Origin of the sequence: Burkholderia sp. (assembly GCF_018375725.1) — a bacterium.
Classification (GTDB): domain Bacteria; phylum Pseudomonadota; class Gammaproteobacteria; order Burkholderiales; family Burkholderiaceae; genus Burkholderia.
This window is the reverse complement of the sequence record NZ_JAHACR010000006.1, coordinates 18,162-38,535: the sequence shown is the minus strand read 5'-3', so window position 1 is coordinate 38,535 and position 20,374 is coordinate 18,162. Positions and strand designations below refer to the sequence as shown.

Sequence of the window (20,374 nt, the reverse complement as noted above, 5' to 3'; positions counted from 1 at the left end):
CGAAAGGAGATTATGCCGGGAGCGCTGCAGGTTTGTCCCGGGGCGCCGGGTCAGTGCCGGGGCTGCGCGCCGCGCCGCGAGAAATCCCGCTCGCCGCCGCCGCGCGCACGATGCGATACTGCGGCGATGGCGACCGCGACTTTCCGTTTCCACGGCGAACTGAACACGTTCCTCGCGCGAACGCTGCGCGAGCGCGCGTTCGCCCGCACGTTCGCGAGCGAGGCGACCGTCAAGCATATGGTCGAGGCGATCGGCGTGCCGCATACCGAAATCGGGCGCCTCTGCGTGAACGGCGCGCCGGCATCGCTGGGCCGGCGGCTCGCGGACGGCGACCATATCGACGTCTACCCGGAGCGCGCGGCCCGTCCCCTGGACGGCGCGCCCATCGCTCCGGAATGGCGCTTCGTCGCCGACGCGCACCTGGGCGGCCTCGCGCAACTGCTGCGTCTCGCCGGCTTCGACACCTGCTACGACAACCACTTCAGCGACGACGCCATCGCCGCGCTCGCCGAGCACGACGGGCGGATCGTCCTCACCCGCGACCGCGAACTGCTCAAGCGGCGCGCGGTCGTGCGCGGCTGCTACCTGCACGCGCTGCAACCGGCCGCGCAATTGCGCGAGCTGTTCACGCGGCTCGACCTCGCGCCGTCCATGCGGCCGTTCCGCCTGTGCCTGCGCTGCAATGCGCCGCTACATCCGCTCAGCGCCGACGATGCGGCGTCGCGCGTGCCGGCCGGCGTGCGGCAACGCCACCGGCGCTTCGCCGAATGCGGCGTATGCCGGCGCGTCTTCTGGGAAGGCTCGCACTGGCAGCGCATGCGCGCGGTCGTCGACGCCATGCGCACGGCCGCATCCGGCGCCTGAAAAAAAACCCCGCATGCCGAGACATGCGGGGTTTCGACGTCCAGCCGGAAAACCCGGCCGAGGGCGGACGACTTAGTTCTGCGTGCCCTTGTCGTTCGTGCCAGCGGCGGAAGCAGCAGCTTCACGCGCCTGGCCCTTCTTCGAGCCGTGCATCTTCAGCTGGTGCTTCGGCTTGCTCTTGTCGTGCTTGACCGGAGCCGATGCGGCTGCCGGTGCTGCCGGTGCCGAAGCCTGTGCGAATGCCGAAACCGATGCCAGTGCGAATGCGGCGGTCATGATCGAAGCGAGCGTCTTCTTCATCGTTCTTCCTCTGTCAGGGAAATACATCAAACGTATCGATACAAAAAGATGCGAGGCATTCGCATCGGGGCCAGGCGCCAGCCATGCCGGTATTTCCGGCACTGTCGAGCAGGTTTTTTTTCAACACCCTTTCACGACAAACGCTGACACACTGTTTCCATAACGCGAGGCCTGCGCGGTAAGTTGACAAGCGGCTTGCGATGCACGCGCATGTCCGCGGACAGTTTGCGTGCGATCGCGCTTGCCCGGCCATTATCGGGTCGGAGTTGCACACACGCGACTCAGCATGAATCCGGGTTGCGCCGGAGCGCCGGCCATGCTCGCGCCCCAGTTCCAGATCGCGCCGCCGCGGTCGGACGCCCGGATCGCCCCGCAGCGCACACGGCACGCATCGCGCCCCACGCCGCCGACGCTATACTGGGCATTCGTCCATTTCCCCGGAAAGCGGATTGCGATCGGTCGTGGCGACCCTGTCGTACGGCGCTGACGAACGAGCCGCCGCCGGCATGAGGCGCCCCAAATTGCCCGATCACAATCTGGACAGGTTGAAAATCGACCGGTCGCCGGCTGCCGCGGCACCGCGGCGGCGCACCTGGATCCGCTATGCGGCCCTCGCATCGGTCATCGCCGCCGCCGTGGCGGGTGCAGCCATTGTCCTGACCGGCCGGCCGACGGTCGAAACCGCAACCGTCACCTCCGTTTATCCATTCCAGAACGACACCCTGCTCAACGCGACCGGCTACGTCGTGCCGCAGCGCAAGGCCTCGGTCGCATCGAAGGCGCAAGGACGCGTCGAATGGCTGGGCGTGCTGGAAGGCACGCGCGTCAAAAAGAACGAAATCATCGCGCGCCTCGAAAGCCGCGACGTCGAGGCGGCGCTCGATCAGGCACTCGCACAGGTGAAAGTCGCCGAGGCCAATCTGGCGCTCCAGCAAGCCGAACTCAGGGACGCCGAAGCCAGTTTCCACCGCACCGCCATCCTGGTGCCGAAAGGCGCGCTGCCCGCGGCGCAGTACGACGCCGACCTCGCCCGCCTGAACAAGGCGCGCGCCGCGGTCAGCAGCAACCGCGCGACCATCGCGTCGGCACAGGCCAATGCGCGGGCCGCCCGGGTCGCGGTCGACCAGACCGTGATCCGCGCCCCGTTCGACGGCGTCGTGATCGTCAAGCACGCGAACGTCGGCGACAACATCACGCCGTTTTCATCCGCGTCGGACAGCAAGGGCGCGGTCGTGACGATCGCCGACATGGACACGCTCGAGGTCGAGGCCGATGTGGCGGAATCCAACATCGCCGGGATCCACGTCGACCAGCCCTGCCAGATCCAGCTCGATGCGCTGCCCGATGTGAGACTGGCCGGCCGCGTCTCGCGCATCGTGCCGACGGTGGACCGGTCGAAGGCAACCGTGCTGGTCAAGGTGCGCTTCGTGGATCGGGACCCGCGTGTGCTGCCGGACATGAGCGCCAAGATCGCATTTCTGTCCCGGCCCGCGTCGCCGCAGGACAAGCAGCCCGTGACAGCCGTGCAAGCCAGCGCGATCGTCGAGCGCGACGGCCGGAAGGTGATCTTCACAATAAAAGACGGCATCGTCCACGAGACCGCCGTGACGACAGGCGCGCGAATCGGCGAGCGGGTGGCGATCCGGGGCGTCGCGCCGGGCGACACGGTTGTCCTGTCGCCGAACCCGCAACTCAAGGACGGCGCCCGGGTAACCGTCGAGAAGAAATAGCGTGAAACCCGCCCCGCTCGTCGAAATCAGCCACGTCGCCAAGTCGTACCGGCGCGGCGCGCAGATCGTGCCGGTCCTGACCGACATCACGCTCGACATCGGCGAGGGCGATTTCGTCGCCCTGATGGGACCGTCGGGCTCCGGCAAGAGCACGCTGCTCAATCTGGTGGCGGGCATCGACCGTCCGGACAGCGGCGAATTGCGCGTGGGCGGCCTCGATATCACGCGGCTCGCCGAAGCGGCGCTGGCCGAATGGCGTGCGGCGAACGTCGGCTTCGTCTTCCAGTTCTACAACCTGATGCCGGTGCTGACCGCGTTCGAGAACGTCGAGCTGCCGCTGATGCTCACGCGGCTGACCCGCAAAGAGCGGCGCGAACGCGTCGAACTCGTGCTCGACATGGTGAAGCTGGGCGATCGCACGAGCCATTACCCATCCGAGCTGTCCGGCGGCCAGCAGCAGCGCGTCGCCATCGCGCGCGCGCTGATCACCGATCCGCGGCTGATCGTCGCGGACGAACCGACCGGCGACCTCGACCGCGCGTCCGCCACCGACGTGCTCTCGCTGCTGAAACGGCTCAACACGGAACTCGGCAAGACCCTCATCATGGTGACGCACGATGCGCATGCGGCCGGCGCGGCGCAGTCGCTCGTGCATCTGGAAAAAGGCGAGCTGATCGATGGACATGTTCGCTGAGCGATTCCGAGGCCGCGCGCCATGTATACGCTGAAGCTGATCACGCGCAACGCGCTGCGGCACAAGCTGCGCACCCTTCTGACCGTGGCGGGCCTGGCCATCGCGGTGCTGGCCTACGGACTGCTGCACACGGTGGTGGACGCCTGGTACGCGGGCGCCGCCGCGGCCTCCAATGCACGACTCGTCACGCGCAACGCCATCTCGCTCGTCTTTCCGCTGCCGGTGAGCTACGAAAACCGCATTCGCGGCATCGACGGCGTGACGATCGTCGCGCGCTCCAACTGGTTCGGCGGCATCTATCGCGAGCCGAAAAACTTCTTCGCGCAATTCGCCGTGTCGGACAACTATCTCGACCTGTACCCCGAGCTGCGCCTGCCCGCGCAGCAGCGCGCCGACTATCAGCGCGACCGCAAGGGCTGCCTCGTGGGACGGCAACTCGCAAACCGGTTCGGCTTCAGGGTCGGCGACGTGATCCCGATCAAGGGCACCCTTTATCCCGGCACCTGGGAATTCGTGGTGCGCGGCATCCTCGACGGACGAGATGACACGACGATCACGCGGCAGCTCATCTTCCACTGGGACTACCTGAACGAGACCGTGCGCAAGACAACGCCCCGCCTGGCGGATCAGGTGGGCGTGTACGTGTTCGGGATATCGCATCCCGACGAAGCCGCCGCGATTTCGCGCAACGTCGACGCCGTCTTCAGGAATTCGCTCGCCGAAACCCTGACCGAAACCGAGCAGGCGTTCCAGCTCGGCTTCGTCGCGATGTCGAATCAGATCATTGCGGCGATCCGCGTCGTCTCGTATGTGGTGATCGTGATCATCATGGCCGTGATGGCCAATGCGATGGCGATGAGCGCGCGCGAGCGCACCGTCGAGTACGCGACGCTCAAGGCGCTCGGCTTCGGGCCGGCATTCCTGGCGCTGCTCGTGTTCGGCGAATCGATCGTCATCAGCGTGATCGGCGGCGCCCTCGGCATGCTCGCAATGCCGCCGGCGGCGAGCCTGTTCAAGCAGGCGACGGGCGGCGTGTTTCCCGTGTTCAACGTGTCGGCGAACACCTACATGCTGCAGGCGGCCTGCGCCCTTGCGGTCGGCATCGCCGCCGCGATCGTGCCGGCCTGGCAAGCGGCGCGGGTGCGTGTCGTCGAAGGCCTGCGGGCCATCGGCTAGGAGCGGCCGTGGCGATTCCGTTCGCGTACATCGCACGCAATCTGTGGACACGCCGACTGACCACCGCGCTGACCGCGGGCGGCATGGCGCTCGTCGTCTTCGTGTTCGCGACCGTGCTGATGCTCGACGCCGGCCTCACCCGGACACTTGTGTCGACGGGCGAACACGACAACGTCGTCGTGATCCGCAAGGGCGCGGAAACCGAAATCCAGAGCGCGATCGACCACAACCAGGCGAGCATCGTCGAAATGCACCCGTCGATCGCCCTCGGTGCGCAGGGCCGGCCGCTGGCGTCGAAGGAAGCCGTCGTGCTGATCTCGCTCGTCAAGACCGGCGCACAAAAACCGTCGAACGTCGTGATTCGGGGCGTCTCGCCGGCCGGCTTCGGCCTGCGTCCGCAAGTGAAACTCGTGGCCGGACGGATGTTCGGCGCAGGATAGTCCGAGATCATCGTCGGCAGCGCGATCGCGAAAGGATTCAGCGGCACGCGGATCGGCGACCGCCTGCATTTCGCGCAGCGCGACTGGACTGTCGTCGGTGAATTCGACGCGGACGGCAGCGGCTTCGACTCGGAAATCTGGGGCGACGTCGATCAGCTGATGCAGTCGTTCCGGCGCACCACGTATTCGTCGATGGTCGTCCGCATTCCGCAGGCGGACGACTTCGCGCGCTTCAGCGCCGACATCGACGCCGATCCACGGCTGGCCGAGCAAGCGAAGCGCGAGCGGACGTTCTATGGCGATCAGTCGAAGGCGCTGTCGACCTTCATCAATATTCTGGGGATCACGCTGTCGACGATCTTTTCGATTGCGGCGATGATCGGCGCGATGATCACGATGTACGCGTCGGTGGCCAACCGGGTCGCGGAAATCGGCACATTGCGGGCGCTCGGCTTCAAGCGCGTCAACATGCTCGCGGCCTTTCTGATCGAGGCGTTGCTGCTCGGACTGGTGGGCGGTGTCGCCGGGTTGGGATGTGCGGCGCTGATGCAGCTGGCGTCGTTCTCCACGACCAACTTCCAGACGTTTTCGGATCTGTCGTTTCGGTTCCTGCTCACGCCGGGCATTGCGGTGAAAACGATCGCGTTTTCACTGGCGATGGGATTGATTGGCGGGTTTCTTCCCGCCATGCGGGCGGCACGGATGGATATTGTCGATGCGCTGCGGACGCGGTGAGGCGCGTTGCGCCGATAGCGCGCCGCCCGCCCCCGCTCCATCGGGTGCGGCGAGCCACTCTGGCCGCGCCCGGAACCGACCGGGCGACCAGCCGGATCGCCGTGCTGTCAGCGCAAGCAGAAACTCAGAACGTTTCCCAGTCCGTGGCGTTGCCCGCGCCCTCCGCGACCGCCGACGCCGAGACGGCGCTCTCCGAAGCGACCGCCGTGCGCGCGGCGGCAATCGGACGAGCCGGACGGACTGCGACAGGCGCGGCGGCCTCCGGCGACACCCGTGATTGCACGCGCTCGCGCCGGTTTTCCGCCGCGTCGAGACGGAAGAACGCGATCGCCTCCGTCAACTGCCGCCCCTGCTCGCCGAGCGACCGGGACGCAGCGGCGGCTTCCTCGACCAGCGCGGCGTTCTGCTGCGTCACCTGATCCATCTGCGCGACCGCGTGGTTGACCTGCTCGATCCCGGTGTGCTGCTCTTCGGACGCCGCGGTGATCTCGCCCATCAGATCCGCGACACGCTGCGCGGATTTGACCACCTCGTCGATCGTGACGCCGGCCTCATCGACGAGCTTCGAACCACTGTTGACCTGAGCGACGGATCGGTCGATCAGATCCTTGATTTCCTTCGCCGCACTCGCGCTGCGCTGAGCCAGACTGCGAACCTCGGCGGCGACGACCGCGAAGCCGCGCCCGTGCTCGCCGGCCCGCGCCGACTCCACCGCGGCATTCAGCGCGAGGATGTTGGTCTGGAAAGCGATGGCGTCGATCACGCTGGTGATCTGCGACACGCGCTCCGAGGTGTCGGCGATCTCGTGCATCGTGTCGACCACGCGCCGGACGACCTCGCCGCCGCGGGCCGCGACTTGCGACGCGTTCGAGGCGAGCGTATTGCCTTGACGCGCGTTGTCCGTGTTGTGCTTGACGGTCGCCGTGAGCTCTTCGATGCTCGCGGCCGTCTGCTGCAAGGACGCCGCCTGCTGCTCGGTGCGCGCCGACAGATCCATGTTGCCCGCCGCGATCTGATGCGCGCCGGACGAAATCGCCTCCGCCGACAACTGGATCCGGCTGACCGTCTCGGTCAGCTGACGCTGCATCCCGCTCATTGCGTGCAGCAGGCTGCGGTCGTCGCCATTGGCGAGCTTGACCTGAGCGGTCAGGTTGCCGGACGCAATGCGCTTGCAGAGATCGGCCGCATAGTCGGGCTCACCGCCCAGACTGGTTCGAATGCTGCGGATCAGCCAGAGCAGACCGAGCGTCAGCGTGACCCCGATCAACCCGACGAGCGCGAGATTGCGCAGCAGTTCGGCATAGAACGCCTGATCGATGTCGTCGACATAGACACCCGTATAAACGTGCCAGTCCCAGTTGGGCACGAAATCGCTATAGGTGATTTTCGGCACCGGGGCATCCTGCCCCGGCTTCGACCAGACATAGGAACTGAAGTGACCGCCGTCGCCCGACGAACGCTTGACGATTTCGACCGCGATGTGTGTTCCGTGCGGATCGACCAGATCGGTCAGGTTCTTCGACTCGAGTTCCGGTTTCGGCGGCAGCAGCACCGCGACGACGGACGAATCGTAGATGCCGAAGTAGCCGCTCTGATCCGCGCCGTAGCGCAGCCCGCGCAGCGCGGCGATGGCGAGCGCCTTGGCTTCGGCCGTCGTGAGCTCGTTCGTGGCGGCCTTCTTCTGATAGAAGGCGATGATGCCCATTGCGACTTGCGTTTGCTGGGCAAGCACGGCTTTTCGGGCTTCAAGCATCGACGTGCGCGTCATGATCGCGTTCACGACGACCAGAACGACCAGGGAAATCCAGAGCAGACCTACGATGCTCCACGCTTTCCGACTCAACGACATTCGCGACATTTTTCAGATTTTCCGGAAACGATCAGGAGAGAGAGCTTCAGGGCCGGCAACTGGGCGCGATGACCCGAATTCTTCGTTAACGGCGGGTCGGAAGGGTTCTTGATCGGGCGTGCAAGCGAGACGGGAGCTGGGCCACCGAGATCGGCTGCGGCAGAGGCTCCGGAACCGAAATGGCTTGAGGAAACCGGGCGGCTTGGGGATCGCTCGCCGGAGGTGGATGCGAGAGGCGAGCGGCGATGACCGGTCGGTGCGGCGCGCCAGACAGCGACGGACGACGCACAGTGCGATGCGCGGCCCGCTACCGGCCACGCCTCCGGGTTCAGCCAAAACTCACATGGTAGATCGGTGGCAGATGCGCGGAGACTTCCTGCCAACTTTCGCCGGCATCGTCGGAGACCCACAGCCCGCCCGTCGTCGAACCCATCGCGAGCCGGGTACCCGACGCATCGACGGCCAGCCCGTGCCGGTAGACCAGATCGTAAGCAGGCGCCGGCGGCAAGCCTTCGGAGAAGGGCTCGAATGTGCGCCCTCCGTCATGCGTGCGCGTGACGACAAAGCGCCCGTCGACGGGAATGCGGCAAGCGTCCTTGACGGCGGGCACGAACCACGCCGTATCCGGATCCTGCGGATGAACGGCCACGGCGAAGCCGAAATTCGACGGTTGCGCCTCGATGCGCGTCCAATGCTCGCCACCGTCCGTCGACCGGAAGATCGCGCAGTGATGCTGCGTCCAGAGCACGTCCGGCGCCGCTTTGCACTGGACGACGCGATGCGGATCCTGGACATTCGGCTCATCGCTCCGCTCGGGCGGCATGTAGTCCGCATGCATGCCTTTCGTCGTCGCGCGCCACGTGGCGCCGCCGTCGGTCGTTTGCCAGATGCCGCCCGACGAGACGCCGACCGTCACATGGCGGCTGTCACGCGGATCGATCATCACCGAGTGGATGCCGGCGTGATCATATCCGCCGCCCATCCACTCGAGGCGCTCGGGGCGATCCCACAACGCGCGGTTCAACGTCCAGCTTTCGCCGCCGTCGTCCGAACGGAACAGACCGCCCGGGATCGTGCCGGCCCAGAGCGTTCCAGGCTCATCGAGGCCGCCCGGCTCCAGCGTCCAGATCTGCTCGAGCGACCACAGGGGTTCGCTTGCTGTCGGCCGATCTTCGTTACTGGCTTGCGAGGCAGGATCGGCCGCCCCGTCAGATCTGACGGACGCATCGGCAGTCCCGCTCAAGGTTGCCGCGCCGGACGCTGCGTCGGCTTCCGGCTGATGAGGATAAACGGGCGTCGTGCACGGCTCCCACTCGCTCGCATCCGCGCGCAGACGATGCAGTTTCACGCCGAAATGACCGAGATTGAGCGCGGCATAAAGCGTGCCGTCGCGCGGATCGGCAAGCGCGGAACTGACCGGCTCGCCGATGAAATGAAGCGCGGCCTGCTTCCATCGGCTCGGGCTGGCCTCATCCGCTTCGAAAACGAACAGTCCTTTGCGGGTACCTACGATCAGGCGGTCGTCATTCACGATGTGCACTCCGATGTCGTCCACGCGCGACGTCAGCCGCCCGACAGCGCTTGCACGACGTAGATGCGGCTGTCCGCGCCGACCGGATCCGACAGATGACGACGGTCGCGCATTGGTTTACCGTCGACGAACACCCGCAGATGGCGGCGCAGCCCACCCTGATCATCGAGGATGTAGCCGCGCAGCCGCGGCTCGTCGGCGAACGCGGCAGCCAGCGCCTCGTCGACCGAATGCGCGGTGACGTCGCGTTCCGGCATCGCGATGTGCCGTTGGATCGAGGCCGCGAAAAACAGGTGCGCCATGATGGTGGCTGGCTTTGAGGCTGGGGGTTTAAGTTTAGTCCAATGCGGCGGGGGATTCGGCTGCGGTTGGACGCACCTGTCGGCGCTTTTCGGGTTGCGGCGATTTCGTCGCGCTAGAAGATTCACCGCCTGTGACGTGTGGGGTAATCCGTCGCTCTATGTCTTCTACATGTAAAAGAAGCAGCTTCGTGTTGAGAAGACGATAGATCGGCGGAAGAGACCGAGGATTGCGGGTCGTATCGCTACGAATGCTGACAACGGATTTCTGTAGGTGTCCAGCTCGCTGATCGACTGTGAGTAGAGCTTGCATGGACATTGGCCCATTCGGACCGTGCCGCAGTCATAGGCACCGTCGCAGTGGTTGATAGATGTTCGTGAGATCCGCTGGAGGCATCTGGACAGCACTGTCGCTTTGCGTTGTATGCTGTGTTGTTTAGCTTCCGCGACCAGGTAATTAGAAATTTCGGCTGGAATTGGCTCGGGGGTTTGCCGAACAATGTCATGCCCCCTTTCATGGAGATGGCTCGTGCCCCTGCGTGTGGCGCCTGCGAAGTTGAGTAAAAGATTGGCCGCAGCTTCCCATATGGTCGCGGGGAAGGTGCTGAGCATGGTTCTCAAACCGATGGCAAAGCCCGGTTGAACTGCCCCTGATGGTCGTAACAATGGATCCACTCAGCCCAGCAGCCCGAAGCGCGTTGATGAGTCGCATCCGATCGACGAATAGCCGTGGCGAGTGCGCTCTCCGCAGCCTACTGCATCGCGCGGGCTTCAGATTCCGACTCCATCGCAGAGATCTGCCCGGGACACCCGACATTGTTCTGCCGAAATACAGCGCAGTAGTTTTCATGCACGGCTGCTTTTGGCACCAGCATCCAGGCTGTAGAAGCGCAAGAATACCCCACACCAATACTGATTTCTGGGCTCGGAAGCTGAACGCCAACGTCGTGCGATTTGAGCGTCAACGCAAAGCTCTGCGCGATGCAGGTTGGCGTGTGTTCGTTGTGTGGGAGTGCGAGCTCCGTCAGCCCGAACTGGTCGAGCGCCGCCTTGTAAGGCAACTTAAATCCGATGGCAAACACGATACGAAACGCTCGAGGCCGTCAAGCTAATCGACGATTTCCGCGGTTCGGTATTTTGCAGCCTGAATGTACAGAACATCGCCGGCCCGCTGCATCAATTCAGACGACCTTGCAGGCCATGTCCACCGCGAACCATCACGCCATAGCGCAATGCGACGCAACCAATTGATTTATATAAACAAACTATCAATATGGCGTTGACCGACAATATGTTGCGACCCGATATTAGTACGAGCGGCGCTGTTGGTATAATTTCGCTTTCGACGGCGAAACACAGAACATTCCAAGATGAACATCCCAGATTTTCTATCCGTGAAGGACGCCGCCGAGCGCTTGGGCGTTTCGCAGCAACGCGTTCGCTCAATGCTTCGCTCCGGCCAACTCGACGGCCGTCAAATTGGCAAGCAATGGCTCATATCCCCTTCTTCCGTGGAAGTTTACGCGAGCAGCAATCGCGGTGAGCCGGAGGATCACGCCACGCGGCGCAAAGGACCGTTGCCAGATCTGAGGGTTCTCTCGTTTTTCTCTGGGGCTATGGGTCTCGATCAGGGCTTGGAAAGAGCAGGGCTGCATGTTCTGCTTGCGTGCGAAGTCGACAGGCACTGCCGCAAAACAATAGAGATGAACCGGCCCGACCTGGCTCTTCTCGGCGACATCTGGAAGTATTCGGCAACGGACATTCGAGAAGCTGCGGGACTATCACAAACCGACGAGATCGATGTCATCGTCGGGGGGCCGCCGTGCCAGGCATTTTCGACGGCCGGCTCACGTCGGGGCTTTGAAGATGCCCGTGGCAACGTCTTCCTGAAATTCATCGATTTGATTCTCGAGCTCAAACCGAAATACGCCGTCATCGAGAACGTGCGAGGTTTACTCTCGGCCCCGCTTTCACATCGGCCACACGCCGAGCGCGACGAGCAGTGGGATCCCGGCTATGAAGAAAAACCAGGTGGAGCCTTGCTCCATATTCTTGAGATGCTGCGTGCCGGCGGCTATGGAGTGTCGTTCAACCTCTATAACTCAGCGAATTTTGGAGTGCCTCAAGTGCGCGAACGAGTTATCTTGCTCTGTTCGCGAGACGGCAAAGAACTCCCCCATTTGAATCCGACCCACAGCCAAGATGGTTCGTTCGGTTTGCCGAAATGGAACACGCTGCGCGACGCCATCGAACAAGTTGATGGCTGCGACCACGTGGATTTCCCCGAGGATCGGCTGCGCTATTACCGCCTGCTTGGGCCTGGGCAGTATTGGAAGCACTTGCCCGAGGATCTCCAAAAGGAGGCTCTGGGGAAAAGCTACTACTCAGGGGGGGGTAAAACCGGCTTCCTGCGCCGTCTGGCCTGGGAGAAGCCGAGCTGTACGTTGGTGACGGCACCGAACATGCCTGCGACGGATATTTGTCACCCGGAGGAAAACCGTCCGCTTTCGATTCAGGAGTACAAGCGAATTCAGATGTTTCCAGATGACTGGCAACTTGGCGGGAAACTCATCGATCAGTATCGCCAAGTCGGCAACGCGGTTCCAGTCGGCCTCGGCGAAGCTGTCGGCCGAGCGATTCTCGCGCATATGGCCGGGGACGAAATCCAGCCTCCGGCCGGCTTTCCGTTCTCCCGCTACAAGGGAACGGATGAACTTAGTTGGGAAAGGAACACGAGGAAAGCCCTCGGGCTCTTCCCCGACCAATCCAAGCCGGAAAAGCCGGAAAAGAAACAGCGCAAGCCACAGGAGGTGCCCGTTTCGCAACTCGCTCTTTTCGAAACAGAGGGACACCACTAACCATGTCTTGCTTTTTCAATAGCGATGAGACGATCCAGCGTCACACGGACACGCAATCGAGTTACGGCAGAGCGTCCAGATAGGTCTTGACGTATCTGTTGAACCCTTCCGTAGAAAGAAAGGGGACGAATTTCCTCGTCGGGGAAAGCTTGCCAATTGGAATCCTGCCTTTTCGAAAACGTTCGGAACCACTTTTCAATGGTGGTTCCGTTCCGAATTGCCGAGCTGGAAGAGTTCTCCGAATTGTCGCGATTTTTTACTTGCAGCAGCCTCCACAAGCCATCCGGCGTTGTAGGCGGCTTGATGAAATCAACTGCTTTGACGGTCGAACCTGAGCACCAAATCCAGCCGCGCGGTTCCATGACGGCGGCGAGATAACGCTCAAGAAGCTCTCCGACGAGGTTCTCGGCCCCCATCGAGAGCTGGTGCTCATTCCTAGCTCGCTCCAGGTTAGCCTCAGGGACGTCGAAGTGGTTATGCAGAATGAAAGACACCATCTCGTCCGGCACTGTCGCTGGCGGCTCCGGAGCTCTCGGAGTCCTGCTGCCATGGAAGTTTACTGCCTGGGCTCTGATATAGTCAGCCGATCCGACGGGCGGGGACTTTTTGCTGCGCATTTTCGATGCCGCGCCCGGATTGAGAACGAGCAGTTGAATCAATCCCACGTATTTTTCAGTAAGCGATGGATCGATTGCTTGCATTGCCAACCGAGCGACTTCCTCTGCATTTGCTACGAAGCTCATTTCATCTCAATTTTTATGGCTGGGGTGCGAACTGTAGCGCAGCCATGGTGGTGCGGCAACTGTTCGCTGTCTCCTGAAGACAATGGGGCTCAAAGCAACGTGCGCATTTCGCATGAAAATGAATAGACGACTCCGGAAACATGCCTGAATACATGTGGCACGCCCAGAGTTTTTAGGCATTGCTGCTAGTACACGGGTGCATCAATGATGCATGCGCCTGTCACGGCGATGCCGTCCCCTTATGTGTTTCCCGAGAAAGTGGCCGCCTACTACGAATTAGCAGTATTGAAGATGTCTCAACTCTGCAGAAACAACAAAGCCGGCACAAGGCCGGCTTTGTTGCAAAATCATAAGGCCTCAGTTCGTCAGAGACCGATATTTTTGCATACGCTGAAAAAATATCGGTCTAGTCTCAGTGGCCGGTTTCAAAGGGAATTTATTGGTGGAGCGGAGGAGGATCGAACTCCCGACCTTCGCATTGCGAACGCGACGCTCTCCCAGCTGAGCTACCGCCCCAACGACAAAACATCATACACACGCATTTGCGCGGCTGACAATAGAGCCCGTTACCTAGACGGCGCCCCCGCCCGAACCCACTCCACCACCGAGCGAATATCCTCATCGCTCATCCGCGGATGCGCCGGCATCGGAATCGCGCCCCATGCACCAGCGCCGCCCTCTTTCACCTTTTTCGACAACTTCGCCACAGCCTGCGGATCAGTCTTATAACGTTCCGCAACGTCATGGAACGACGGCCCGACCAGCTTGCGGTCGACCGCGTGGCATCCCATGCACGCATTGCTGCGCGCAACCTTGAGTCCGTCGCCGACATCCGCATGCGCAACCGCGCCGAACGTCCCCGCCAGCAGCGCCGCCATCATGGCGCCTTGCATCCAGCCCCTCAGCCTCATTGCGGCACCGCCTTCGGGTTGCCCGGATGCACATTGGTCGAATTCGAGATCGGCGCGGGCGGCTGCAGCGGCGTCGCCGTCACCGACGCGTCGGGCACCGCGCCCACCGTCGCGCTGTCAACCGGCGCCGCCGACGTGCCGGCCGCGCCGTCTGCCGGCGTCGCCGCCTGCAGCGCCTGCGAGTCCTGCGGCTTGATGTACTGGAAAACCTTCACGACCTTTTCAACACCCGGCACCTGGCTCGCGACTTCCGCGCCACGGTTGCCTTCGTCGACCGTCACCAGCCCCAGCAAATAGATGTTGCCGCGCTCGCTGACGACCTTGTAGTTGTTCGCGGAAATCCCCTTTTCGGCGATCATCGCGGCCTTCACCCGGCCTTCGAGATACGAGTCGTTCGCGCGCGACGAAAGCGACGCAGCCGGCTCGACCGACAGTTCGTTGATGATGCCGTTCACGTTGTTGAGGCCGCGCACGATCTCCTCCGCACGCTGCTTCGACGCGTTGTTCGGCACTTCGCCCGTCAGCAGCACCCGGCGGTTGAACACGGTCACATTGACATGCGACTGGTCCGGCAGGCCGTTGTTGATCTGCGTGAGCGACTTGACCTGGATCTCGCGATCCTCCGTCTGTGCGCCGAGCGTACGGCGGTCGGTGGCGACCAGCGCGCCGCCGCCGGCGGCCGCACCCGCCACCGCGAGCACGCAGCCTTGCAGCGAGACGGCCAGACCGGCGGTCAGGGCAGCCAGCAGCGTGGTTCTGACAAGCGTCTGTTTGACGCGGCTTTCATTCATCGACGGCTCTCCTTCGTTCAATCTTCACCCAGCAGCATCGCGTCGATGCCGTCGCACAGGCAGTGAATGGTCAACAGATGGACTTCGTGAATGCGCGCCGCACGTTCGGCGGGCACGCTGATCGGGATGTCGGTGTCTGACAGCGCTGCGGCGAGCGCGTTCTCGATGGCGCTGCCGCCTGTCAGCGCGACCACGGTCATCTCGCGCTCGTGCGCCTCGTCGACCGCGGCCAGCACACGCGCCGATGCACCGGTCGGGTCGAGCACCAGCAGGATGTCGCCGGTCTGCCCGAGCACGCGCACCTGTTGCGCGAAGATCTGCTCGGCGTCGGCTTCGCCGGCGAGGCCGGCATGGGACGCATCGGTGGCGAGCACGATCGCGGGCAGGCCCGGACGTTCGCGCTCGAAGCCGCCGATCAGCGAGATGGCGAGATGCTGCGCGGCGGCGGCCGACGGGCCGCTCCCGCAGGCGACGATTTTGTTGCCGTTCGCCAGTGCGGCGAACATCGCGTCGACCGCTGCGGCGATCGGCAGCGACAGCGCATCGACGGCTTCGAGGAGAAGCGCGGTGCTATCGCGGAAATGTTGCTGAATACGTTCGACTGACATCGATTCCTGATCCGGTACGACGCGTGATGGACATCGCGCGACATCATGGGTGCGGCGAGTTTACCGTACTCCGGCACCCAAACCGGCGGCCCGGCAAGATCTACTTACATCTCTATATAGATCGAAGCGGTCAATACGGTTCGCCCAACGCGGTGTCGCCCGCCACGTTCGAGCGTCCTGGCGGAGCGCAACGCGACGCCCACCGGACGCCGCGCCCGGCTATATATCGTCCGCGCGAAACGCATCGCGCAACCACGCAAGCCGCCCGGCCTCGAACGCGATCACATCGAAGCGGCACGCAGCGCCCGCGCCATGCCGCACCCAGAAGCGCTGCGCTGCCTGGACCAGCCGCCTGCGTTTGTGCCTGCCGACACTCGCCGCCGCGCCGCCGTGCCTGACGCTGCGCCGCGCGCGCACCTCGACGAACACCAGCGTGCCGTCCGGCTCGCGCATCACGAGATCCAGTTCGCCGGCGCGCATGGTCACGTTCGCAGCAACCAACACGAGGCCGCGCCGCTCGAGGAATAGCCGAGCGCGCGTCTCGAACGCCGCGCCGATCGATCGCGGAGCCGCCGCGCCCGGAACATCGCCGGCACGAACGGCGGCCGGTGCGCCTGCACATGGGGCGCCGCGCACGATATGCCGCGCTTCGCCAGCCGATGCGGACGCCTCCGCATGGCACAATGCCGACCTTGTTCCGCTTGCGCCGCGCCCGCGCGCCTTGTCTGCCATGACCGCCCTCCTCGAACTTGCGCACACGCAGCACTATCCGACGGCTGCGCTCTATGTCGTCGCGACGCCCATCGGCAACACCGCCGACATCACGCTGCGCGCCCTCCACGTGCTCGGCCTCGCCGACCGGATCGCAGCCGAAGACACCCGCAATACCGGCCAGCTGCTCGCCCGCTACGGCATTTCGAAACCGCTCGTCGCAGTGCACGAGCACAACGAACGCGAAGCGGCGCTGCGCGTGATCGAGCATCTGCGCGCGGGCGAACGCATCGCATATGTGTCCGACGCCGGCACGCCGGGCATTTCCGATCCGGGCGCACGGCTTGTCGACGCGGTGCTCGCCGCCGGTTTTGAAGTGATTCCTCTGCCCGGCCCGAGTGCTGCAGTTACCGCCCTGAGCGTCGCGGGCGACTGGGCCGGCGCGTTCACATTCGCGGGTTTCCTGCCGCCGAAAGCCAAGCAGCGCGCCGCCGCGCTTCAGGCGCTCCGGTCGCATCCGTATGCGCTCGTGTTCTACGAAGCGCCGCACCGGATCATCGAGACCGTCGCCGCGCTGGCCGAGTCGCTCGGCGGCACGCGCCGGCTGCTGATCGCGCGCGAACTGACCAAGCTACACGAGCAGCTGTTCCAGGGCACCCTGGCCGAAGGGCTGACGTGGCTCGAAGGCGATCCGAACCGCCAGCGCGGCGAATTCGTGCTGGTCGTCGAAGGCGCGCCTGCGGACGAAGGAGCCGCCGACGAAACGGCGCACGACGCCCTGCTCAAGCTGCTGCTGGAAGAAGTGCCGGTGAAAAGCGCGGCGAAACTCGCGGCCGCGCTGACGGGCGCATCGCGCAACGCGCTCTATGCGCGCGCGCTCGCGCTGAAGGAAGGTTGAGCACCGTCGCGGCAATGAAAAAGGGCTGAGTCCTGCGCAAGACAGAACTCAGCCCTTGACGGCCTGATCACCGATTCCGATCGTCAGACTGACTGGCGTCAGTTCGGGATATAGCCCTTTCGCTCGAGCGGGGAACTCGCCGCTTACGTTATGACGTTACTTCACGGAGTTCGAGGCGAGCATCTCGTCGCGCGCCAGGCGCGCTTCCTGCGGAGACAGGCCTTCGATCTTCACGCGCCCGGTGCCCGCGTGCACGAGACCGATCACCTTGGCTGCCGCGTACGACAGGTCGAGCACCCGGCCGCGCTTGTAGGGACCGCGATCGTTGACCTTCACGACGACCCACTTGCCGTTCGACGGATTGGTCACCCGGATGAACGACGACAACGGCAGCGTGCGGTGCGCGGCGGTCAGCGCGTTCATGTTGAAGCGCTCGCCGTTCGCCGTGCGGCGCCCGTGAAAATCCCTGCCGTACCACGATGCCCGGCCGGTCTGGCGGAAATCCGACGCGTCGGCGGCGTCGATCGGTTGCGCGTCGGCGAGCGACGGGCTTTTCGCATCCTTGCTGTCGGCGGCCGGCATCGATGCCAGGGCCGAGTCGAAATTGAGTTGCGTGTTGTTGTCCGCGGTCGTGCGGACCGCATTCTTCTGATTCGTGCTGCTCGTCTGGCTGGGCGGGACGGCACAACCCGTCAGCGCGAGAAAAACAGCCACAGTACCGAATCGGATCGGTAATCGAAATTTCATCGACGTGTCGCCTTCTGGTTCGGGCCGCTCCTTCACAGCTTTGATACGCGGCCCGGACGGCAAATGCGTGCACGCCCCGCTCGATCGCGAGCAGGCGGCTTTGCATGGACGCGGCTATCGTACTCGCCGCAACCGTCCTGATTAGCTTTCACGTCTGGCACAACCTGTCCCCGGCAGCCTGACCAGACCCCACATGCCGCCATCGAACATGGCTTCCAGGTTCGCGCGCGTCGATACAGCCAACGCACAGGAACGGCGGCACAGGCCTCATCCGGCGTCGCGGCAGCAGGGCCGCAGCGGGCGCGCAGCACCCGGCCGGACAAGACGTGAGCACCGAACGCTCGGTGCTTGATTCACCGCCGGACTCAAACCGGCGGGCTTGCTTTGACGGTGCCCTCGGCCCCTCGCAAATGGGGCTTGAACACCAGCGGATCGCGTGGTTTTCACGCGGAATGGACGGCATTATACATAAAACGAAATGCCGGTCCGAAAAACGGGTTCCCCGCCCCGCCGATTCTCACGGCGGCCGTAACAATCAGCATGGGCGTGCGCCCGACACATCACATGATGCGCCGGGCGCACCGCCGGTACAATCTGGGCTTTTAGCCGCCGGTGCTTCCATGAAAGTCACGCTCATCCCGGTCACGCCGTTCCAGCAGAACTGCTCGCTGCTCGTCTGCGAAAAGACGGGGCGCGCCGCCGTCGTCGATCCCGGCGGCGATCTCGAACTGATCGAACAGGAAATCGCCCGACAGAACGTGCAGGTCGAGAAGGTGCTGCTCACGCACGGGCACATTGATCACTGCGCGGGCGCAAAGACGCTCGCCACGCGCTACGGCGTGCCGATCGAGGGCCCGCAGGAAGACGAGCGTTTCTGGATCGAGAAGCTGCCCGCGCAGAGCGAGCGCTTCGGCTTCCCGGCCGCCGATGCATTCGAGCCCGATCGCTGGCTGAACGACGGCGATACCGTGCAGTTCGGCGACGAAACGCTCGAGGTCTATCACTGTCCCGGCCACACGCCCGGTCACGTCGTGTTCTTCAGCCGTCCGCACCGGCTCGCGATCGTCGGCGACGTGCTGTTCGCCGGCTCGATCGGCCGCACCGATTTCCCGCGCGGCAATCACGCCGATCTCGTCCGCTCGATCAAGGAAAAACTCTGGCCGCTCGGCGACGACGTCACGTTCGTGCCCGGCCACGGCCCGGTCTCCACCTTCGGCGAAGAACGCCGCACGAATCCGTTCGTCTCGGACAAGGTGTTCGGATGAGCCAGGAGATTTACGTCAGCACCGACGTCGAGGCGGACGGCCCGATTCCCGGGCCGCACTCGATGCTGAGCTTCGCGTCCGCGGCGTATACCGCGGACAAGCAGTTGATCGCGACGTTTTCCGCGAACCTCGACACCTTGCCCGGCGCGCAGCCGCATCCGGTGCAGGAAGCCTGGTGGAAGACCCAGCCCGACGCGTGGGCCGCATGCCGGCGCGACCTGCAGGCGCCCGAGGCGGCGCTGGTCGCCTATGTCGAATGGGTCGAGGCGCTTCCCGGCAAGCCGGTGTTCGTCGCGATGCCGGCCGGCTTCGATTTCACGTTCATGTTCTGGTACATGATGCGCTTCACGGGACGCTGTCCGTTCTCGTGGTCCGCGCTCGACATCAAGACGCTCGCGTTCGCGATGACCGGCCTGCCGTACCGCAAGGCGATCAAGCCGCGCTTTCCGAAGCACTGGTTCGACGATCATCCGCATACGCACGTCGCACTCGACGACGCGATCGAGCAAGGCGCCCTCTTCTGCAACATGCTCGCCGACCTGCGCGCGCAGCAGGCCGTGCTCGCCGGGCACGCCGAAGCGGTCGCGGCGGCGGCGGCCGACAACGGCACCGCGGGACAAAATCCTACGGATCCGCGCGCAAATTAGCGAATCTCGCTCAACGACGGCGCACCAGATTGCCTTTCCTTTCGCGCGGCTCTAACATTCAGCGTGTTGTAGCTGCCGCATGGAGGCGCTGGTGACGCTCGATTCCTTTTCGCAAAAAATCCTTCGCCTGTTGCAGCTCGACGCGCGTCGCTCGGTTCAGGAAATCTCCGATCAGGTCGGACTGTCCAGCACGCCGTGCTGGCGCCGCATCAAGGACATGGAGCAGTCCGGCGTGATCCAGCGCTATACCGCGCTGCTCGACCGCGAAAAGCTCGGCCTGCACGTCTGCGCGCTCGCGCACGTGCACCTGACCCGGCACAACGAAGGCGGCGTCGAGCAGTTCGAGCGCGAGATCGCCACCTGTCCGGAAGTCACCGAGTGCTACAGCACGACGGGTGAAGCCGACTACATCCTCAAGATCGTCGCACCCGACATCAAGGCGTACGACGTGTTCCTGCACGAACGCATCTTCAAGATTCCAGCCGTGTCGCAAGTCCGCACGAGCGTCGTGCTGCGCGAAATCAAGTTCGACACGCAGCTGCCGCTCTGACGTATCGGCGCGGCCCACGCGGGCTGC

At 64.0% G+C, this 20,374-nt stretch carries 20 protein-coding genes, 1 tRNA gene and 1 pseudogene; 11 read left to right on the top strand and 11 right to left on the bottom strand.

Going from position 1 to position 20,374, the window contains the following annotated elements:
- The first annotated feature begins 126 nt into the window (after window positions 1-126).
- Window positions 127-864, top strand: a complete 738-nt coding sequence (locus KH616_RS02880) for a Mut7-C RNAse domain-containing protein (protein WP_292236210.1) — start codon at window positions 127-129, stop codon at window positions 862-864.
- Window positions 865-936: 72 nt separating this feature from the next.
- Here the strand turns inward: KH616_RS02880 and KH616_RS02875 are convergent, their stop codons facing one another.
- Window positions 937-1,164 (bottom strand): hypothetical protein, encoded by a 228-nt coding sequence (locus KH616_RS02875; RefSeq protein WP_292236208.1) that lies wholly within the window; start codon window positions 1,162-1,164, stop codon window positions 937-939.
- Window positions 1,165-1,685: 521 nt separating this feature from the next.
- Between KH616_RS02875 and KH616_RS02870 the strand changes: the two genes are divergently transcribed.
- The 4 genes and pseudogenes from KH616_RS02870 to KH616_RS02855 all read left to right on the top strand — a co-directional run bounded on the left by KH616_RS02870 (window position 1,686) and on the right by KH616_RS02855 (window position 5,939).
- Window positions 1,686-2,894, top strand: a complete 1,209-nt coding sequence (locus KH616_RS02870; RefSeq protein ID WP_292236234.1) for an efflux RND transporter periplasmic adaptor subunit — start codon at window positions 1,686-1,688, stop codon at window positions 2,892-2,894.
- 1 nt (window position 2,895) lies between these two features.
- Complete coding sequence (locus KH616_RS02865; RefSeq protein WP_292236206.1) at window positions 2,896-3,588, top strand: ABC transporter ATP-binding protein; 693 nt, start codon at window positions 2,896-2,898, stop codon at window positions 3,586-3,588.
- Between the two features lie 21 nt (window positions 3,589-3,609).
- The gene (locus KH616_RS02860; RefSeq protein ID WP_292236204.1) at window positions 3,610-4,764 is read left to right on the top strand and encodes an ABC transporter permease; all 1,155 of its coding nucleotides are present in this window, start codon (window positions 3,610-3,612) and stop codon (window positions 4,762-4,764) included.
- 8 nt (window positions 4,765-4,772) lie between these two features.
- Window positions 4,773-5,939 (top strand): annotated as a pseudogene (locus KH616_RS02855) (ABC transporter permease).
- Window positions 5,940-6,063: 124 nt separating this feature from the next.
- On the opposite strand, the gene KH616_RS02850 reads toward KH616_RS02855, so the two are convergent.
- The 3 genes from KH616_RS02850 to KH616_RS02840 form a co-directional block, all read right to left on the bottom strand.
- Window positions 6,064-7,788: a methyl-accepting chemotaxis protein gene (locus tag KH616_RS02850; protein WP_292236231.1), complete on the bottom strand. Its 1,725-nt coding sequence runs from the start codon at window positions 7,786-7,788 to the stop codon at window positions 6,064-6,066.
- Between the two features lie 328 nt (window positions 7,789-8,116).
- Window positions 8,117-9,319, bottom strand: coding sequence for an exo-alpha-sialidase (locus KH616_RS02845; RefSeq protein WP_292236202.1), 1,203 nt, complete (start codon window positions 9,317-9,319; stop codon window positions 8,117-8,119).
- 32 nt (window positions 9,320-9,351) lie between these two features.
- Entirely contained in the window at window positions 9,352-9,621 is a 270-nt protein-coding gene (locus tag KH616_RS02840; protein ID WP_292236201.1) for a MoaD/ThiS family protein, read from the bottom strand.
- A gap of 650 nt (window positions 9,622-10,271) precedes the next feature.
- Between KH616_RS02840 and vsr the strand changes: the two genes are divergently transcribed.
- Window positions 10,272-10,730 carry a DNA mismatch endonuclease Vsr gene (vsr, locus tag KH616_RS02835; RefSeq protein WP_366834250.1) on the top strand — a complete coding sequence of 153 codons (459 nt, stop codon included), beginning with the start codon at window positions 10,272-10,274 and terminating at the stop codon, window positions 10,728-10,730.
- A gap of 258 nt (window positions 10,731-10,988) precedes the next feature.
- Complete coding sequence (locus KH616_RS02830) at window positions 10,989-12,476, top strand: DNA cytosine methyltransferase (RefSeq protein WP_292236198.1); 1,488 nt, start codon at window positions 10,989-10,991, stop codon at window positions 12,474-12,476.
- Here the strand turns inward: KH616_RS02830 and KH616_RS02825 are convergent.
- The 6 genes from KH616_RS02825 to KH616_RS02800 form a co-directional block, all read right to left on the bottom strand.
- Entirely contained in the window at window positions 12,473-13,219 is a 747-nt protein-coding gene (locus KH616_RS02825; RefSeq protein ID WP_292236197.1) for a SinI family restriction endonuclease, read from the bottom strand. The two genes, KH616_RS02830 and KH616_RS02825, sit on opposite strands and share 4 nt — an antisense overlap.
- Before the next feature lie 440 nt (window positions 13,220-13,659).
- Window positions 13,660-13,735, bottom strand: a tRNA-Ala gene (locus tag KH616_RS02820).
- A gap of 50 nt (window positions 13,736-13,785) precedes the next feature.
- Complete coding sequence (locus KH616_RS02815) at window positions 13,786-14,130, bottom strand: c-type cytochrome (protein WP_292236195.1); 345 nt, start codon at window positions 14,128-14,130, stop codon at window positions 13,786-13,788.
- Window positions 14,127-14,921, bottom strand: a complete 795-nt coding sequence (locus KH616_RS02810) for a BON domain-containing protein (RefSeq protein WP_292236193.1) — start codon at window positions 14,919-14,921, stop codon at window positions 14,127-14,129. The genes KH616_RS02815 and KH616_RS02810 overlap by 4 nt, the downstream gene beginning before the upstream one ends.
- A 17-nt stretch (window positions 14,922-14,938) precedes the next feature.
- Window positions 14,939-15,529, bottom strand: a complete 591-nt coding sequence (locus KH616_RS02805) for an SIS domain-containing protein (RefSeq protein ID WP_292236191.1) — start codon at window positions 15,527-15,529, stop codon at window positions 14,939-14,941.
- Window positions 15,530-15,748: 219 nt separating this feature from the next.
- Entirely contained in the window at window positions 15,749-16,261 is a 513-nt protein-coding gene (locus KH616_RS02800) for a YraN family protein (RefSeq protein ID WP_292236189.1), read from the bottom strand.
- Between KH616_RS02800 and rsmI the strand changes: the two genes are divergently transcribed.
- On the top strand, window positions 16,260-17,138 hold the full coding sequence (gene rsmI / locus KH616_RS02795; protein WP_292236188.1) for a 16S rRNA (cytidine(1402)-2'-O)-methyltransferase: 879 nt from the start codon (window positions 16,260-16,262) through the stop codon (window positions 17,136-17,138). The genes KH616_RS02800 and rsmI overlap by 2 nt on opposite strands.
- Before the next feature lie 156 nt (window positions 17,139-17,294).
- On the opposite strand, the gene KH616_RS02790 is transcribed toward rsmI, so the two are convergent.
- Window positions 17,295-17,885, bottom strand: coding sequence for a septal ring lytic transglycosylase RlpA family protein (locus tag KH616_RS02790; protein WP_292236186.1), 591 nt, complete (start codon window positions 17,883-17,885; stop codon window positions 17,295-17,297).
- A 620-nt stretch (window positions 17,886-18,505) separates the two neighbouring features.
- On the opposite strand from KH616_RS02790, the gene KH616_RS02785 reads away from it, so the two are divergent.
- From KH616_RS02785 to KH616_RS02775, 3 genes are all read left to right on the top strand, one after another.
- Window positions 18,506-19,150, top strand: a complete 645-nt coding sequence (locus KH616_RS02785) for an MBL fold metallo-hydrolase (RefSeq protein WP_292236184.1) — start codon at window positions 18,506-18,508, stop codon at window positions 19,148-19,150.
- Complete coding sequence (locus KH616_RS02780) at window positions 19,147-19,797, top strand: exonuclease (RefSeq protein WP_292236183.1); 651 nt, start codon at window positions 19,147-19,149, stop codon at window positions 19,795-19,797. The genes KH616_RS02785 and KH616_RS02780 overlap by 4 nt, the downstream gene beginning before the upstream one ends.
- 79 nt (window positions 19,798-19,876) lie before the next feature.
- Window positions 19,877-20,347: an Lrp/AsnC family transcriptional regulator gene (locus KH616_RS02775; protein WP_241294990.1), complete on the top strand. Its 471-nt coding sequence runs from the start codon at window positions 19,877-19,879 to the stop codon at window positions 20,345-20,347.
- Window positions 20,348-20,374: the final 27 nt, after the last annotated feature.

Excerpts from the sequence above, each read along its gene's own strand:
- KH616_RS02840 (WP_292236201.1), bottom strand. The coding sequence starts at position 9,621 with ATGGCGCACCTGTTTTTCGCGGCCTCGATCCAACGGCACATCGCGATG.
- KH616_RS02825 (WP_292236197.1), bottom strand. The coding sequence starts at position 13,219 with ATGAGCTTCGTAGCAAATGCAGAGGAAGTCGCTCGGTTGGCAATGCAA.
- KH616_RS02850 (WP_292236231.1), bottom strand. The coding sequence starts at position 7,788 with ATGTCGTTGAGTCGGAAAGCGTGGAGCATCGTAGGTCTGCTCTGGATT.
- KH616_RS02830 (WP_292236198.1), top strand. The coding sequence starts at position 10,989 with ATGAACATCCCAGATTTTCTATCCGTGAAGGACGCCGCCGAGCGCTTG.
- KH616_RS02800 (WP_292236189.1), bottom strand. The coding sequence starts at position 16,261 with ATGGCAGACAAGGCGCGCGGGCGCGGCGCAAGCGGAACAAGGTCGGCA.
- KH616_RS02785 (WP_292236184.1), top strand. The coding sequence starts at position 18,506 with ATGAAAGTCACGCTCATCCCGGTCACGCCGTTCCAGCAGAACTGCTCG.
- KH616_RS02780 (WP_292236183.1), top strand. The coding sequence starts at position 19,147 with ATGAGCCAGGAGATTTACGTCAGCACCGACGTCGAGGCGGACGGCCCG.
- KH616_RS02860 (WP_292236204.1), top strand. The coding sequence starts at position 3,610 with ATGTATACGCTGAAGCTGATCACGCGCAACGCGCTGCGGCACAAGCTG.
- rsmI (WP_292236188.1), top strand. The coding sequence starts at position 16,260 with ATGACCGCCCTCCTCGAACTTGCGCACACGCAGCACTATCCGACGGCT.
- KH616_RS02880 (WP_292236210.1), top strand. The coding sequence starts at position 127 with ATGGCGACCGCGACTTTCCGTTTCCACGGCGAACTGAACACGTTCCTC.
- KH616_RS02815 (WP_292236195.1), bottom strand. The coding sequence starts at position 14,130 with ATGAGGCTGAGGGGCTGGATGCAAGGCGCCATGATGGCGGCGCTGCTG.
- KH616_RS02775 (WP_241294990.1), top strand. The coding sequence starts at position 19,877 with ATGGAGGCGCTGGTGACGCTCGATTCCTTTTCGCAAAAAATCCTTCGC.
- KH616_RS02875 (WP_292236208.1), bottom strand. The coding sequence starts at position 1,164 with ATGAAGAAGACGCTCGCTTCGATCATGACCGCCGCATTCGCACTGGCA.
- vsr (WP_366834250.1), top strand. The coding sequence starts at position 10,272 with ATGGTCGTAACAATGGATCCACTCAGCCCAGCAGCCCGAAGCGCGTTG.
- KH616_RS02790 (WP_292236186.1), bottom strand. The coding sequence starts at position 17,885 with ATGAAATTTCGATTACCGATCCGATTCGGTACTGTGGCTGTTTTTCTC.
- KH616_RS02810 (WP_292236193.1), bottom strand. The coding sequence starts at position 14,921 with ATGAATGAAAGCCGCGTCAAACAGACGCTTGTCAGAACCACGCTGCTG.
- KH616_RS02805 (WP_292236191.1), bottom strand. The coding sequence starts at position 15,529 with ATGTCAGTCGAACGTATTCAGCAACATTTCCGCGATAGCACCGCGCTT.